Origin of the sequence: Rufibacter roseolus (assembly GCF_017916365.1) — a bacterium.
Lineage (GTDB): Bacteria > Bacteroidota > Bacteroidia > Cytophagales > Hymenobacteraceae > Nibribacter > Nibribacter roseolus.
Genome location: NZ_JAFMSU010000002.1, coordinates 895,286 through 910,916, shown reverse-complemented (window position 1 = coordinate 910,916; position 15,631 = coordinate 895,286). Strand labels below are relative to the sequence as shown.

The 15,631-nt window shown below is 49.7% G+C and carries 13 protein-coding genes and 1 tRNA gene; 11 read left to right on the top strand and 3 right to left on the bottom strand.

The window, feature by feature from the left end:
- Positions 1-123: 123 nt before the first annotated feature.
- Positions 124-197 (bottom strand) — tRNA-Met (locus J3P35_RS12790).
- A gap of 135 nt (positions 198-332) precedes the next feature.
- Here J3P35_RS12790 and J3P35_RS12785 point away from each other — a divergent pair.
- The 8 genes from J3P35_RS12785 (at position 333) to bshB1 (ending at position 9,174) form a co-directional block, all read left to right on the top strand.
- A complete protein-coding gene (locus J3P35_RS12785; RefSeq protein WP_210464977.1) occupies positions 333-728 on the top strand; it encodes an START-like domain-containing protein in 396 nt (131 codons plus the stop codon).
- 93 nt (positions 729-821) lie between these two features.
- Positions 822-2,234 carry an LptF/LptG family permease gene (locus tag J3P35_RS12780; RefSeq protein WP_210464976.1) on the top strand — a complete coding sequence of 471 codons (1,413 nt, stop codon included), beginning with the start codon at positions 822-824 and terminating at the stop codon, positions 2,232-2,234.
- Between the two features lie 111 nt (positions 2,235-2,345).
- Positions 2,346-2,621: a 30S ribosomal protein S15 gene (gene rpsO, locus J3P35_RS12775; protein WP_062545232.1), complete on the top strand. Its 276-nt coding sequence runs from the start codon at positions 2,346-2,348 to the stop codon at positions 2,619-2,621.
- A gap of 141 nt (positions 2,622-2,762) precedes the next feature.
- On the top strand, positions 2,763-4,913 hold the full coding sequence (pnp, locus tag J3P35_RS12770; protein ID WP_210464975.1) for a polyribonucleotide nucleotidyltransferase: 2,151 nt from the start codon (positions 2,763-2,765) through the stop codon (positions 4,911-4,913).
- A 201-nt stretch (positions 4,914-5,114) separates the two neighbouring features.
- Positions 5,115-5,978 (top strand): sigma-70 family RNA polymerase sigma factor, encoded by an 864-nt coding sequence (locus J3P35_RS12765; RefSeq protein ID WP_048920485.1) that lies wholly within the window; start codon positions 5,115-5,117, stop codon positions 5,976-5,978.
- Positions 5,979-6,335: 357 nt separating this feature from the next.
- On the top strand, positions 6,336-7,280 hold the full coding sequence (trxB, locus tag J3P35_RS12760; protein WP_210464974.1) for a thioredoxin-disulfide reductase: 945 nt from the start codon (positions 6,336-6,338) through the stop codon (positions 7,278-7,280).
- A gap of 236 nt (positions 7,281-7,516) precedes the next feature.
- Positions 7,517-8,437, top strand: a complete 921-nt coding sequence (locus J3P35_RS12755; protein WP_317195379.1) for a M23 family metallopeptidase — start codon at positions 7,517-7,519, stop codon at positions 8,435-8,437.
- 8 nt (positions 8,438-8,445) lie between these two features.
- Positions 8,446-9,174 carry a bacillithiol biosynthesis deacetylase BshB1 gene (gene bshB1 / locus J3P35_RS12750; protein WP_210464973.1) on the top strand — a complete coding sequence of 243 codons (729 nt, stop codon included), beginning with the start codon at positions 8,446-8,448 and terminating at the stop codon, positions 9,172-9,174.
- A 366-nt stretch (positions 9,175-9,540) separates the two neighbouring features.
- On the opposite strand, the gene accC is transcribed toward bshB1, so the two are convergent.
- On the bottom strand, positions 9,541-11,052 hold the full coding sequence (accC, locus tag J3P35_RS12745) for an acetyl-CoA carboxylase biotin carboxylase subunit (protein WP_210464972.1): 1,512 nt from the start codon (positions 11,050-11,052) through the stop codon (positions 9,541-9,543).
- Positions 11,053-11,256: 204 nt separating this feature from the next.
- On the opposite strand from accC, the gene J3P35_RS12740 reads away from it, so the two are divergent.
- Entirely contained in the window at positions 11,257-12,495 is a 1,239-nt protein-coding gene (locus J3P35_RS12740) for an aminotransferase class I/II-fold pyridoxal phosphate-dependent enzyme (RefSeq protein WP_210464971.1), read from the top strand.
- Between the two features lie 110 nt (positions 12,496-12,605).
- Positions 12,606-12,794: a histone H1 gene (locus tag J3P35_RS12735; RefSeq protein ID WP_210464970.1), complete on the top strand. Its 189-nt coding sequence runs from the start codon at positions 12,606-12,608 to the stop codon at positions 12,792-12,794.
- 167 nt (positions 12,795-12,961) lie between these two features.
- Here J3P35_RS12735 and tyrS read toward each other — a convergent pair whose 3' ends face one another.
- Positions 12,962-14,266 (bottom strand): tyrosine--tRNA ligase, encoded by a 1,305-nt coding sequence (tyrS, locus tag J3P35_RS12730; protein WP_210464969.1) that lies wholly within the window; start codon positions 14,264-14,266, stop codon positions 12,962-12,964.
- Positions 14,267-14,561: 295 nt separating this feature from the next.
- Between tyrS and holA the strand changes: the two genes are divergently transcribed.
- Positions 14,562-15,614, top strand: coding sequence for a DNA polymerase III subunit delta (gene holA / locus J3P35_RS12725; protein ID WP_210464968.1), 1,053 nt, complete (start codon positions 14,562-14,564; stop codon positions 15,612-15,614).
- Positions 15,615-15,631: the final 17 nt, after the last annotated feature.

The window sequence follows — 15,631 nt, the reverse complement described above, 5'->3', positions numbered from 1 at the left end:
GAGAACGTGTAGGCTGTTCTTTGGCAAACCTGGGCAGCAGAGCAGGTTAGATAGGGAAAGTAAAGCAAAAAGCCTTCAAACTGCTGGTTTGAAGGCTTTTTGGTAACTTAATTTTTAAACTTGTAGCGGGGAGCAGAATCGAACTGCCGACCTCAGGGTTATGAATCCTGCGCTCTAACCATCTGAGCTACCCCGCCGAATTGTGGTGCAAATGTAGGAGAAAGATTTATAACCGCACAAGTTTTTTTCTATAAAAAATTTTCTTTTAATTGAAGAAGCATATCCGCCCCACCTTAAACTACACCCTAACACACTTTTAACTTTATTGTCCTATGAGTAAGATAAAGTTCATTAGAGAGTACTCTCTGAATGCATCGCCTAAGATGCTGTACCCTTACCTGAGCACGGCGTCTGGTTTGTCTCAGTGGTTGTGTGATGCTGCCAAACAGATAGGGGACCGTAAATACAACCTGGTTTGGGATAACCAGGACCATATTGCGGAAATGACGAGCCACCGGATGAACAAGTCTGTGAGATTCACCTTCCCGGGCACAAACAAAGGTACTTCCCATGACTACAGTTACATTGATTTCTCAATTGAATCTGGTGAACTGACGCAGGAACAGTTTTTGCGCGTTGTAGATTACACAGACGTGGGAGACGTGGAGCAACTTACCGAGCTTTGGGATAACCAGGTGTTGACCTTGCGGGAGTTGATAGGAGGATAGCAGGCCTTTCCGCCGCTTTTTGTAAATTGGGCCACTTTTCCTGAAAGCGGGCTCAAAACCCACGGCCTGTGCTGAAGGAAGCGGTAACACTACATGAAAAAATTAGATAAGCTTATTCTTAAGTCCTTTATAGGGCCTTTTGTTCTCACCTTTGCCGTTGTAGAGTTCATTCTGTTGTTGCAGGTAATCCTCAAATACCTGGATGACCTCATCGGGAAGGATTTAGGGGTAGCCGTGATTTCAGAGCTGTTGTTTTACTTCAGCCTTAACCTGGCGCCCATGGCTTTTCCGTTGGCCATTCTGCTTTCGTCCCTTATGACCTTCGGGAATTTGGGCGAGCACCATGAATTAACGGCCATTAAAACCTCAGGAATCTCTTTGGTCCGGACTCTTCGGCCGGTTTTCCTGTTTGCGGTGCTGCTCACCATTGCCGCCTTTTTCTTCCACAACACCATCGTGCCCAAGGCTAACCTTAAGGCATATAGCCTTATGTGGGACATCCGGCAGAAAAAACCATCCCTTGACCTCAAAGAAGGCTCTTTCTACAACGGGCTGCCTAACCGCAGCATCAGGGTAGGGAAGAAGTTTGAGGATGGTCAGACTCTCAAAGACATCATGATCTATGACCACTCCAACGGGCAAGGGAATGCTGTGGTCATGCTCGCCGATTCAGGCAAAATGTACACCCAGTTCAATGACCAATATCTGGTGCTGGAAATGTTCCATGGCAAAACCTTCGCGGAGGAGCGCCCTAGTAGTTCTACCGGGTTTAGCCAGAGCACGGGCTATCTGCGGCAGGCTTTCACCAAGAACAAGATTGTGGTAAACCTGGCCTCCTTCCAGATGATCAGGAGCAACGCACAGTGGTTCGCGGATAACAAGATGATGAAGAACATCAACCAGCTTACCCAGGTAACAGACTCACTGCAGAAACAGATTACCAAAGAAACCACCCTGTTAGAACCCAACGTCAGGCCTTTTTACTCGCACTTCAGCACGGTAAAATCCACCGATACGCTCAAGATCAAGGTAGACCCCAAAAGACTCTCACCCAAGATTACGCTGCAGGATGTGCAGACGGCGGCCAACTCGGCCCGTAACGTGAAAAGCTTCACCAGCTCGTACGCCTCCAGGCTCACCACCATCCAGCGGGAGCGCAACAACTACGAGATTGAGATTTACCGCAAATTCACCCAGGCCTTCGCCTGTTTTATTATGTTCCTCATAGGGGCACCACTGGGGGCCATTATCCGGAAGGGTGGATTAGGCATGCCGGTGATCATTTCCATCGCCTTTTTTATTGTGTATTACGTACTTAGTATTTTGGGGGAGAAGTGGGGACGAGAAGGTGTTTGGCCGGTAATGGTGGGAATGTGGGCCGCAAATCTAATCTTGTTGCCCATCGGGCTCTTTTTCCTCTATCAGGCCCGCAACGACTCTAACCTGTTGGAATTTGATTTCTGGCGCAAGCTAACTGCCAGATTTAGGCCCAACAGCGCGCAGTAAAAGAAATAACCGCTCTTTATTACAATGAAATATTTGAATATAAGGGTTTGTTTACTAACTTTGCGCCTTATAATCTGAACTGCGATAAAAAGAAAAGTACAGTTACACGCAATGAAATTAACTACCGAAGCGAAAAAAGAAATCTTCCAAACCAGCGGTTTTTCAAAGTCAGCCACCGATACCGGTTCTGCTGAATCACAAATCGCCTTGTTTACTGCCCGGATTAATCACCTGACAGAACACCTTAAGTCGAACAAAAAAGACTTCTCCACTCGTTTGGGTCTTTTGAAACTGGTTGGTAAGAGAAGAAGATTACTGAATTACCTCACTAAAACCGACATTACGCGCTACCGCGCTATTATCGCTGAATTAGGCATTCGTAAATAATCCACATAGAAAGATTAGGGAATTCATTAATAAGGATTCCCTAATCTTTTTTATTGCCTCTGCTTTCCCTTCTTGCTCTTAGCGCCCTGGGCTGTCTGCCTGTGGGTGCATTTTACTTTGATTGCATTTATATCAAGACCGATGTCATATAACGCTATAAATAAAACTATCCGCATGGCCAATGGCCGTGACATAACTATTGAGACTGGTAAGCTTGCCAAACAGGCAGACGGTTCTGTTGTGGTAAGATGCGGAAATGCTATGCTACTGGCAACAGTGGTATCTAATGTTGGTGCCCGGGAAGGAGTTGATTTCCTTCCTCTGTCTGTAGATTACCAGGAGAAATTCGCTTCTTCCGGTAAAATCCCCGGTGGTTTCCTTAAAAGAGAAGCCCGTCTTTCTGACTATGAAGTATTGATCAGCCGTTTGGTAGACCGTATCCTGCGGCCTATGTTCCCAGACGATTATCATTCCGAGACCCAGGTGATCATCAACCTGATCTCTGCTGATTCTGAGGTGTTGCCAGATGCTCTGGCTGCTTTGGCCGCTTCTGCCGCTATTTCCGTTTCAGATATCCCTTTCAATGGACCAATCTCTGAAGTGCGCGTGGCCCGCATTGACGGTGAATACCAAATTAACCCTTTGCTTTCTGACCTGAAGCGCGCCGATATTGACCTGATTGTAGGTGGATCTGCTGACAGCGTAGCCATGGTGGAAGGTGAGATGAGCGAGGTGTCTGAAGAAGACATGCTGGAAGCCATCAGAGTAGCGCATGACGCCATCAAGATTCAAGTTCAGGCTCAGGTAGAACTGGCCCAGGAAGTTGGTAATACCACCAAGCGCGAATACAGCCACGAAACCAATGACGAAGAACTAAAAGAACTGATCTTCAAAGCTGCTTACGACAAAGCGTACGCTGTTGCCGCCGCTGGAAACAATGTGAAAGCCCAACGCAAAGAAGCGTTCAAAGCCATCAAAGAGGAGTTTGTTGCTGGATTGCCAGAAGACCATACTTATGACCCTGCTTTGATCAGCAAATATTTCCATGATGCTGAGAAAGAAGCGGTGCGTGACGCCGTTTTGAAAGAGCGCCGTCGTTTGGATGGCCGTTCTCTGGAGGAAATCCGTCCTATCTGGTCAGAGGTAAATTACCTGCCATCTGCGCACGGTTCTGCTATCTTCACCCGTGGTGAAACCCAGTCTTTGACCACCGTTACCTTAGGTACTAAATTGGATGAGCAGATGATTGATGGAGCCATGTTCTCTGGCTACAACAAATTCATGTTGCACTATAACTTCCCGCCGTTCTCTACCGGTGAGGCCAAACCAATGCGTGGTACTGGCCGTCGCGAGGTAGGTCATGGAAACCTGGCCATGCGTTCCTTGAAAAAGGTATTGCCACCGGAAGACGAAAACCCATACACCATCCGTATCGTGTCTGATATATTGGAGTCAAACGGTTCTTCTTCTATGGCTACTGTTTGCGCCGGTACTTTAGCGTTGATGGATGCCGGTATCCAGATCTCTGCCCCGGTTTCAGGTATTGCCATGGGCTTGATCATGGACGAGGAGTCTGGCAACTTCGCGGTTCTTTCTGACATCCTGGGTGACGAAGATCACTTGGGTGACATGGACTTCAAAGTGACCGGAACTGCCAAAGGTATCACTGCTTGCCAGATGGACATCAAAGTGAAAGGTCTTTCATTTGAGATCCTTGGCCAGGCCTTGGCACAAGCCAGAAACGGTCGTCTGCATATCTTGGGCGAGATGAACAAAACCATCGCGCAGCCTAACGCCGACTTCAAACCACATACACCACGTTCTACCAATATTATTATTGATAAAGAATTCATCGGGGCTATCATTGGACCGGGTGGTAAAGTAATCCAGCAGATCCAGCGCGATTCAGGTGCGGTTATCCAGATTGAAGAGAAAAACGACAAAGGCTACGTGAACGTGTTCGCCACGAACCAGGAGGCCATGCAATTGGCAGTCTCTAAAATCAAAGCCATTGTTGCCGTTCCGGAAGTGGGTGACACCTACACCGGTAAAGTGAAATCTATCCAGCCATACGGCGCGTTTGTGGAGTTCATGCCAGGCAAAGACGGTCTGCTGCACATCTCTGAGGTGAAGTGGGAGCGTCTGGAAAGCATGGAAGGTGTGTTGGAATTAGGCGAGGAAATCCAGGTGAAACTGGTTGACATCGATCCTAAGACCGGCAAATTCAAACTTTCTCGCAAAGCCTTGTTGCCCAAGCCTGAGCGCCAGGAGTCTGCTCCTAAAAAAGCCTAAGCACTAGCATCTTACAACCCGGTTCTGCACGTTCAAAAATTGGACATGCAGGGCCGGGTTTTAGGGCTGATTTATTTAAATCGGCTTTAAAATAGGAGAGTTAGCAGGTGTTTTGGATTTAAGAGAACTTTTGGAGCCTAGGGAGGTGTTATCCCAGCAGCCAACCAATACAGAGATTTACACAGATAGAAATACACTCCAATGAGACAGCTGAAAATAAGCAAGCAGATTACCAACCGCGAAAGCCAATCCCTAGACAAGTACCTGCAGGAGATTGGTAAGGTGGACTTGCTCACCCCAGACGAGGAGGTAACGCTTGCGCAGCGCATCAGAGAAGGCGACCAGTTCGCCCTCGAGAAATTAACCAAGGCCAACCTTCGCTTCGTGGTGTCGGTGGCAAAGCAATACCAGAACCAGGGGCTTTCCCTGGGTGACTTGATCAACGAAGGCAACTTAGGCTTGATCAAAGCAGCAAAGCGTTTTGACGAAACCCGTGGTTTCAAATTCATCTCCTACGCCGTTTGGTGGATCCGTCAGTCTATTCTGCAGGCTTTGGCTGAGCAGTCAAGAATTGTGCGTCTTCCTTTGAACCGTGTTGGTTCTTTGAACAAAATCTCCAAGTCTTTCTCAGAACTGGAGCAGAAGTTTGAGCGTGAGCCGTCTCCGGAAGAAATTGCCGAAGTACTGGAATTGACTACCGCTGAGGTAGTGGACACCTTAAAAATCTCCGGTCGCCACGTGTCCGTGGATGCCCCTTTCGTGCAAGGCGAGGAAAACCGTTTATTGGACGTGCTGGAAAACGAAGACGAAGAGTCTCCAGATACCGGCCTTATGAACGACTCCCTTCGTAAAGAGGTACAGCGTGCCCTTTCGACCTTGACCAAACGTGAAGCAGATGTTATTACGCTTTACTTCGGGTTGAATGGTGAGCACTCCCTTACATTGGAAGAGATTGGTGAGAAATTCAACCTGACTCGCGAGCGTGTGCGTCAGATTAAAGAGAAAGCCATCCGTCGTTTACGTCACACATCCCGCAGCAAGGCTCTTAAGCCTTACCTGGGATAGTTTAGTGAAAACATCTCCAAAGCCTTGGTTCTCACCGGACCAAGGCTTTTTGCTTTTATAGTCTGTAGGATTACAACATTGCAGTTTTACGCCTGTTTTATAAAAAGTACATCTAAACCGCGTGGGTTAAACCTTGGGCTAAGCTACCTGTCTAAAGAATGTTTTTACAGGCAAGAATTGTTATTGCCTACAATTTGTTCTATTCTAAAGGCCCCAATGGCAAATGAAATGTGTTTTAGCCTTGATAATGAAATATTTACGCCGAATCACTTCCTTGTTGGCCTTAGAGGGTACCGGCTCATCTGCCGGTGTCTTTAAAATAATTCGTAATATTGCACTCCCAAATTATTACCTGATATGGAAAACCAAAAGGAGCGCGTAAAGTGTCTGATAATAGGTTCCGGCCCTGCCGGATATACCGCCGCCATTTACGCCTCACGGGCCGGTCTTAAACCGGTTATGTACCAGGGCTTGCAACCTGGTGGTCAGTTGACCATTACCAACGACGTAGAAAATTACCCTGGTTACCCAGAGGGCATCAACGGCCCACAAATGATGGAAGACTTCCGTCAGCAGGCTGCCCGCTTCGGGGCCGATATCCGCTATGGCATCGCTACTTCCGTTGATTTCTCCGGAAAGCCCCACAAAGTGACCATTGACGATCAGAAAGAAATAGAGGCAGACACCGTGATCATCGCCACAGGTGCCTCGGCCAAGTGGCTAGGCCTGGAGTCTGAGTCAAGGCTGAACGGCAGCGGTGTTTCTGCCTGCGCGGTTTGTGACGGGTTCTTTTACCGGGGGCAGGAAGTGGCCATTGTAGGTGCTGGAGATACCGCCTGCGAGGAAGCCCATTACCTTTCAAACCTCTGCTCCAAGGTGTACATGATTGTGCGCCGCGATGAGATGAAAGCTTCTATCATCATGCAGAACCGGGTGAAACACACACCTAATATTGAGATCATCTGGAACAGCGTGACCGAGGAAATCCTTGGGGAACATGCGGTAGAGGGTGCTCGCCTTAAAAACACGGTGACCGGTGAGATCACGGAACTGAAGGTGAGCGGCTTCTTTGTGGCCATCGGGCATGAGCCCAACTCTAAAATCTTCCAGCCTTACCTGGAACATGATGAGAGCGGTTACCTTAAGACCATTCCGGGCACATCGAAGACCAACATTGACGGAGTGTTTGCCTGCGGCGATGTGCAGGACAACGTGTACCGCCAGGCGGTTACCGCCGCCGGCACCGGATGTATGGCCGCCCTGGACGCCGAACGATATTTGGCCTCTTTAGAGGAATATTAAATAAAGGAGAACAAGCCGCTATGTGTTGCCAAAGCAATAAAATAGGGGCTTGTTCAGTTTTAAAGCCGGACCTGAGAAAGTTCAGCTCTGGTGATTAATAGGATTAAATGTTTATAAGGAAGCTACTTTTACTTCTGCTGCTGACGGGCTTTGTCCTTACCGGACATGTGGCCGAGGCGCAGAGGAAAAGAACCAATAAAGACTTGTTCAGGAGGAAGTCTCCCCGGATCAAACCCGTGAAACCTGATACGCAGGTGGAGGTGAAGCAGGAGACCCAGCAGGACAAGGACAAACCCAACCGGTCAGAATTCAATCCGGTTAAGAAACTTTCCATCGTCAGCGAAGACACCAGTTCCTTGAACCTGGGCGAACAGAGCATTGTGGAGATGTCTGAGCAGATCCAGATGGATGATAGTGCCTGGGTGAAAATTGCGGCCTATTACGCTATTTGGGACACCCACAACCTGAACCCTTACCGCAAAGACGGCCGCCAGATTCAGGACACCATCGCGCTTACCCTTTATAACAAGAAGCACCCGTACAAAATGCCGCTGGTGAAAACCCCGGTGACATCTGATTTCGGGTTCAGGGGCTATCGCTGGCATTACGGCACTGACCTGGACCTGGATACCGGCGACTCGGTGAAGACGGCTTTTGACGGGGTGGTTCGCATCTCTAAATGGGACGGCGGTGGCTACGGGAATTACCTGGTGGTACGGCACGTAAACGGGCTGGAGACGGTATATGGGCACTTGAGCAAACCCATCGCCAAGGTAGGGCAGTACGTGAAAGCAGGGCAGTTAATAGGCTGGGGCGGAAGCACCGGACGCAGCTCGGGACCGCACCTGCATTACGAGGTTCGCTACGAAGGAAACCCCATTGACCCCGAAGAGATGTATGATTTTCCTGAGTACCTCTTGAAAGGCGAGAACTTCAAGGTGACCTCAGCACTCTTCAACTACTATAACCGCGCGAAAAAGAAATCTTCTTACGGGGCAAGCCGGGCCAGAAAAGTGGTGTACCACAAAGTGAGAAGCGGTGAGGTGCTGGGTACCATTGCCCGTAAATACGGGGTTTCCGTATCGCAGATTACGCGCCTCAACCACATCAGCAGCAGAACAACCCTTCGGCCGGGCCGTAATCTCCGCATCAAATAAGATATTACATGAAGCTTGACATACTGGCATTTGCCTCCCACCCAGACGATGCCGAACTAGGTTGCGTTGGAACCCTGCTGGCCCATAAAGCCCAGGGCAAGAAAGTAGGAGTGGTGGACCTTACCCGCGGAGAACTGGGCACCCGGGGAACCCCCGAGATCCGCGCCCAGGAGGCTGCTGATTCGGCCAGAATCCTGAACCTGGATGCCCGCGAGAACCTGGGTTTAGCCGATGGTTTTTTCCGGAACGATGAGGAACACCAGCGCAAAGTGATTCAGGCAGTAAGGAAATACCAGCCCGAGATTGTGCTCATGAATGCTATCCATGACCGCCACCCAGACCATGGCCGTGGCAGTCATTTGGTCTCTGAAGCTTGTTTCTATTCCGGTCTCCGGCAGATCAAAACACAGGACGAGAACGGAACAGAGCAGCAGGCCTGGCGCCCCAAAGCCGTCTACCACTACATTCAGGACCGGTTCATCTCGCCTGATCTGGTGGTGGACATTACGCCGTACTGGGAGAAGAAGGTAGAGGCTATCAGGGCTTTTAAAACCCAGTTCTTCACCCAGGACAGCCCCAACAACGACGAACCTGCCACCTACATTTCCTCTCCTGAGTTCCTGCGCTTCATAGAAGCCCGCGCCTTGGAGTTAGGCCATGCCATCGGGGTAACCTACGGCGAAGGTTTCACCCGGGAGCGGTTCATAGGAGTAAAGAACCTCTTTGATTTAATTTAAACCAGATAGTTTGTAAAACCAAGGGCCCCCTTTTAAGCCTGTTTTCCTAAAAACGTGCTTAAAAGGGGCCCCTTGGTTTTACAAGTTTGTTTTCTTGTTTTAACCCGGATTTAAAGTCTTTACCATTCGCAATACCGCTTGCTTCAAAGGCCTCGTAGCGTTTGGATTACTTGCGAGCGTCTGTGCCAATTGCTTTCCTATTTCGCCAATCAGGAGATTGGCTGTTCATTAGTGCGTAGAGCGCACCCGCTAACTCAACGCACAACTCTCGTACATCTTTTCTTTAACCACAATTGCAAAGCCCTGCGCTTTAAGCCTATTTTTGTTAAAAAAGGCTTAAAGCGCAGGGCTTTGCATTAACTTAGGCTACTTCAAGCGGTTCTTCCGCCAGTCAGACATGGTTCCGTTGTTTGAGGTTGAGGTTGAAATACCTGAAGTATTCGCTTTTTTGGTTTGTCCTGCGAAAAGGGCGGCCAATACGGCGGCTATTTCAGCTTCCTCTTGGGAAGGAGCTGGTTTGAGGACCGAGGGATCCTGGAAGTATCGCTCAATAAATTTGGTGTCAAAGTCTCCGGACCGGAATGCCTCGTGTTCCATCACAAATCGCCCGAAGGGCAAGGTGGTTTCAATGCCGGTGATCTGGTATTCATCTATGGCCCGGATCATTTTTTCAATGGCTTCCTGGCGGTCCTTCCCAAAGGTGACCAGCTTAGCGATCATGGGGTCATAGTAGATAGGAATTTCCATCCCTTCCTCAAACCCATCGTCTACCCGCACGCCAAGGCCTTGAGGGCGTTTGTAGGTGGTAAGGGTCCCAATATCCGGCAGGAAGTTGTTGGCCGGATCTTCGGCGTATACACGTAGTTCCATGGCATGGCCAGTGATGGTAAGGTCCTCCTGGGAAAAGGGAAGGGGGGTGCCTTGGGCAATCTTGATCTGCTCCTTCACCAGATCCAATCCGGTGATCTGCTCAGTAACGGGGTGCTCTACCTGCAAACGGGTGTTCATCTCCAGGAAGAAGAAGTTCTTGTGCTCGTCCAGCAGGAATTCTACCGTGCCGGCGCCTACGTAATCACAGGCCTTGGCTACGTCCACGGCGCAACGGCCCATGGCGGACCGCAGCTCTGGGGTGAGAACCGATGAAGGTGCTTCCTCAATTACTTTCTGGTGACGGCGCTGAATGGAACACTCGCGCTCAAACAGGTGCACAATATTACCGTGGGTATCGCCTAGGACCTGAATTTCAATATGGCGCGGCGACCCGATGTACTTTTCTATAAAGACCGCTCCATTTCCGAAGGCTGAGGTGGCTTCGCTCACCGCCAGTTGCATCTGCTGCTCAAAGTCAGAAACGCTTTCTACCACGCGCATGCCTTTTCCGCCCCCTCCGGCACTGGCTTTGATCAGGATAGGAAACCCTATGTTAGTGGCAATCTGCTTCGCTTCCTCTATATCAGTGATGGCATACTCGGTGCCGGGCACCATGGGGATGTTGTAATGGGCCACGGCGGCTTTGGCGGCTAGCTTGCTGCCCATGAGTTCAATGGATTCGGGAGAGGGCCCGATGAAGGTGATTCCGGCATCCTGGACCTGCTGCGCGAAGGTGGCGTTCTCAGAAAGGAAGCCGTAGCCCGGGTGGATGGCGTCTACGCCCAAGCGCTTGCAAACGTCTATGATCACATCGGCCCGCAGGTAGGAAGCGCTGGAGGCGGGCGGACCCACGCAGACAGCCTCATCCGCGAAGCGCACGTGCAGGGCCTGGCGGTCGGCCTCAGAATAAATGGCCACGGTTTTAATGCCCATCTCGCGGGCAGAGCGCATCACTCTCAAGGCTATTTCTCCGCGGTTGGCCACCAGCAGCTTTTCAATTTTCTTCATGTAGGCAAGTAGAGTTGGGTTCGTTCTTCAAAGAAAGTTCATTCCGGGCAAAGTTAAAAGGCGTTTTTACTCTGGCATTCTGGCACTGACTTTGTAATTGTTTACATTCAATGTAAATTTGCCTACCTTTTAGGTTTATACTTATTGATTTAAGAAGGAAGTTTCACGGCCTTCACATCATTAACCGCCATAACATTATCTAAAGTGGATCTATTTGAAAAGTTATTAGCCAACCGCGGACCGCTTGGCAGCCATTCTCACTATGCGCACGGATATTTTACGTTCCCTAAACTTGAGGGCGAAATCGCGCCGCGCATGACCTTTAGGGGAAAACAGGTGCTTACCTGGAGCTTGAACAACTATCTGGGCTTGGCCAACCACCCTGAAGTACGTAAAGCCGATGCTGACGCCGCCGCTGAGTTTGGAATGGCTTTACCAATGGGTGCCCGCATCATGTCTGGTAACTCCAATAACCACGAGCGTCTGGAAAGCGAGCTGGCCGAGTTTGTACAGAAAGAAGATGCTTTCCTCTTGAACTTCGGGTACCAGGGAGTGGTGTCTATCATTGATGCCCTGGTTGACCGTCATGATGTGATTGTGTATGACGCGGAGTCCCATGCCTGTATTATTGACGGAGTGCGTCTGCACCAGGGCAAGCGCTTTGTGTACCAGCACAACAACATGGAAAGCCTTGAGAAGCAGCTGCAGCGTGCCACTCGTTTAACCAACGAGACCGGCGGTGGTATCCTGGTAATCACCGAAGGCGTATTTGGCATGAGCGGAAATCTGGGCAAGCTGCGCGAAGTAGTAGCCCTGAAAGAGAAATACAGCTTCAGACTGTTTATTGATGATGCCCACGGTTTCGGGACTATGGGTAAAACCGGGGCCGGTACCGGTGAGCACCTAGGCGTGCAGGACGGGATTGATGTTTACTTCTCTACGTTTGCCAAATCAATGGCTAGCATTGGCGCGTTCGTGGCTAGCAATGAGCAGGTAATTGAATATCTCCGCTATAACATGCGTTCCCAGACTTATGCCAAATCCCTGCCCATGACCCTGGTGGTGGGTGCCCTGAAGCGCCTGGAGTTGCTGCGCACTAAACCAGAGTTGAAAGACAACCTCTGGACCGTTGTGAATGCATTGCAGTCTGGCCTGCGGGAGAAAGGCTTCAACATTGGTACCACCGAGTCTCCGGTAACGCCTGTGTTGTTGAACGGCCAGATTCCTGACGCTACTGCGCTTACCCTTGATTTACGCGAGAATTATAATATTTTCTGCTCTATTGTGGTGTACCCGGTAGTGCCTAAGGATGTAATTATGCTGCGCCTTATCCCAACCGCTGCTCACACCCTGGAAGATGTGGCAGAAACCATTTCTGCTTTCGAAGCCATTTCGGCTAAGCTTGACAAAGGGCTTTACACAAAAACCTCAGTTCCTGCCTAGAAAGGGACTTTTTAAGAATTTAATACAAACGCTTATTTTTTTGCACCTTATTTTAAAATTCCTATATTAGAGCCATTAAACAACATGTTAAACCATTTAAACAAGCTCTAATGAACAATTTTTCCAAACTTAAGGATCTGGTTCTTTCCCTGGAAGCCGACTTCGAGAAATTCTACGACAAGAAGAACTCAGCTGCCGGTACCCGTGTAAGAAAAGGCATGCAAGATCTGAAAAACATGGCCCAAGACATCCGTAAGGAAGTTCAGGACATGAAAAACAGCGAAGGCGCTGCAAAATAATAAGTTGCTCTGTTATAAGATATTATAAAAAAAGGTGGGTCCAAAAGCCCACCTTTTTTTACGCCCTTGCCTAAAAAGGAAATCTCCTATTTCAGGGCCGTTTTCAAGAGAACAGGCCAGAAATAGGAGATAAATAATAACAAGGCTTTTTAGGCCAACTTAGGTCATTACACTGTTTTCACCAGGTAGTAATTCTTCTTTCCTTTCTGCACTACCAGGTATTTTCCCTGCAGCAGATCCTGGCTCAGTGCCTCGTCTGGTTTCCCCACTTTCTGCCGATTGATGCTCACGCCGCCGTTCTGGATCATTTTTTTTGCCTCACCTTTTGACTCAAAAATCTGGTTCTGGGTCAGCTCAGAAAGAAAGTCCACCGAGAGGGTTTCAGCGGTTAAAGAATCTTTGGCTACCTCAATCTGGGGCACGCCTTCAAACACGGCCAGCAGGGTAGACTCTGGTAAACCGCGAAGGGTCTCCAGATCGCCTTTCCCGAACAGGATTTGGGAGGCTTCAACTGCGCTTTCGTACTCTGCTGCGGAGTGAACGGTGGTGGTTACTTCTTTGGCCAAGGCTTTCTGCAGCACACGCAGGTGCGGTGCCTGCTGATGCTCGGCTACAAGGGCTGAAATCTCTTCCTGCGTCAATAAGGTGAAGCGCTTTACCAGTTTCTCGGCTTCTTCATCGGCTACGTTGAGCCAAAACTGGTAGAACTTGTAGGGCGAGGTCATGTTGGGGTCCAGCCACACGTTTCCGCTCTCAGACTTACCGAATTTGCTGCCATCGGCTTTGGTCACCAGGGGAGTAGTGAGGGCAAAGGCTTTGCCGCCATCCATCCGCCGGATAAGCTCGGTACCCGAGGTGATGTTCCCCCACTGGTCAGAGCCGCCCATCTGCAGGCGCACGTTCTTATGCTTGTAAAGGTGATAGTAGTCGTAGCCCTGCAGCAACTGGTAAGAGAACTCGGTGAAGGAGAGACCCTCGGCGCCGTTCTCGCCTTCCTGGGCCGTAATGCGCTTCTGCACAGATTCCTTCTTCATCATGTAGTTCACCGTAAGGTGCTTGCCCACGTTGCGCAGGAAATCCAGGAAAGAGAACTCCTTGAACCAGTCATAGTTGTTCACGATCTCGGCGGAATTGGCTACGCCCTCAAATTGCAGGAACTTCTCCAGTTGTTTTCTGATGCCTTCCTGATTTGCGCGCAGAACATCTTCTGAGAGCAGGTTGCGCTCCGCGTTCTTTCCAGATGGGTCCCCGATCATGCCGGTGGCGCCGCCTACCAAGGCTATTGGTTTGTGGCCCGCCCGCTGCAAATGAACCAACAGCATAATGGTGGCCAAGTTACCTATGTGGAGGGAGGAGGCGGTAGGGTCAAACCCTATGTAGCCGGTGGTCATGCCTGCGTTCAGTTGTTCTTCAGTACCGGGCATGGTGTCCTGCAACATGCCGCGCCAACGCAGTTCTTCAATTAAATTCATGTGCTTCTAGTTTGCTTGCGCCAAAGATAAGAATCTTTTAAAAGGAGGGGGCAGTTGCCTGTTGTTCCTAATTAGTTTTTAGAGCAAGGTGCCAGAGGAAAAGGATGATTTTTTCCCTTAGAATGTAAACTTCTTGATTCTGCGATTTATGGCTTTTTTTAAGGAAAGTGCCCGAAAACAGAAAATCCCGGGCACTTGAACAAGGCACACTAATCACGAACAACTAACAACTAAAAACTAAAAATGGGTAACTTTGGGATTCCGTTACTTTCCAATTCCCAGAGAACCACTATCCATGGCGCTTACCGCAGACGATATCCTGAAGCAACTGAAGAACCGTGAGTTCGCCCCTGTGTATTTCCTGCAGGGCGATGAGCCGTACTACATTGACCTTATCTCTGACTACATTGAGCAGCATGCCCTGAATGACATGGAGAAAGGCTTCAACCAGGTGGTGATGTACGGCAAGGACACTGATGTGCCCACCGTGCTACTTCAGGCCAAGCGGTTTCCCATGATGTCTGACCGGCAGGTGGTGATTGTGAAGGAGGCGCAGAACCTGCCCAACCTGGAAGCTGATCCCGAAAAGGACCCCGCGGCCAAACAATTGGAAGCCTACCTCACCAATCCGCTCACCTCTACCATCCTGGTGTTTTGCCACAAGCACAAAACCGTGGATGGCCGCAAACGGCTGGGCAAACTGCTGAGCAAGCAGGCGGTGTTCCTCACCACCAAGAAGCTCTACGACAACCAGGTGCCCGGCTGGATAAATCAGTTCATCAAGGGCAAGAACCTCATGGCTTCGCCGCAGGCGGTCATGATGCTGGGCGAGTTCATCGGGTCAGACCTTTCCCGTTTAGCGAATGAAATTGAGAAATTGTCCATTAACCTCAAGCCTGGGCAAACCATAGACGAGCGATTGGTGCAGGAGAACATCGGCATCAGCAAGGAATATAACATTTTTGAACTGCAGAATGCCTTGGTACGCCAAGATGTGCTCAAGGCCAACCGTATCCTCAATTACTTTGAATCAAACCCCAAGGACAACCCGCTCATCCCCAACCTGGTGCTGCTGTTTTCCTTTTTCTCCAAACTGATGACCCTGCACCTGCTGCCGCAGATCACGGAGCAAACGGTAGCCAAAGAGCTGGGTAACCGCGGATTCCTCGCCAAAGAGTATATGCAGGCCCTCAGGGTGTACCCTTACAGGCGCGTGCTGCAGATCATCCAGTTCATCCACGTGGCAGATTTGCAGAGCAAAGGCATTGAGGGTGGCTCCATGTCAGACGCTGCCATTCTCAAGGAATTGGTGTTTAAAATGATGCACCAGGTGCCGGTTTACAGCTAGAATGCGTTTAGGGCCCC

Bases quoted from the DNA above. Each gene is read 5' to 3' on its own strand.
- rpsO (WP_062545232.1), top strand. From the start codon at position 2,346: ATGAAATTAACTACCGAAGCGAAAAAAGAAATCTTCCAAACCAGCGGT.
- bshB1 (WP_210464973.1), top strand. From the start codon at position 8,446: ATGAAGCTTGACATACTGGCATTTGCCTCCCACCCAGACGATGCCGAA.
- holA (WP_210464968.1), top strand. From the start codon at position 14,562: ATGGCGCTTACCGCAGACGATATCCTGAAGCAACTGAAGAACCGTGAG.
- trxB (WP_210464974.1), top strand. From the start codon at position 6,336: ATGGAAAACCAAAAGGAGCGCGTAAAGTGTCTGATAATAGGTTCCGGC.
- J3P35_RS12785 (WP_210464977.1), top strand. From the start codon at position 333: ATGAGTAAGATAAAGTTCATTAGAGAGTACTCTCTGAATGCATCGCCT.
- accC (WP_210464972.1), bottom strand. From the start codon at position 11,052: ATGAAGAAAATTGAAAAGCTGCTGGTGGCCAACCGCGGAGAAATAGCC.
- J3P35_RS12765 (WP_048920485.1), top strand. From the start codon at position 5,115: ATGAGACAGCTGAAAATAAGCAAGCAGATTACCAACCGCGAAAGCCAA.
- tyrS (WP_210464969.1), bottom strand. From the start codon at position 14,266: ATGAATTTAATTGAAGAACTGCGTTGGCGCGGCATGTTGCAGGACACC.
- J3P35_RS12735 (WP_210464970.1), top strand. From the start codon at position 12,606: ATGAACAATTTTTCCAAACTTAAGGATCTGGTTCTTTCCCTGGAAGCC.
- J3P35_RS12780 (WP_210464976.1), top strand. From the start codon at position 822: ATGAAAAAATTAGATAAGCTTATTCTTAAGTCCTTTATAGGGCCTTTT.
- pnp (WP_210464975.1), top strand. From the start codon at position 2,763: ATGTCATATAACGCTATAAATAAAACTATCCGCATGGCCAATGGCCGT.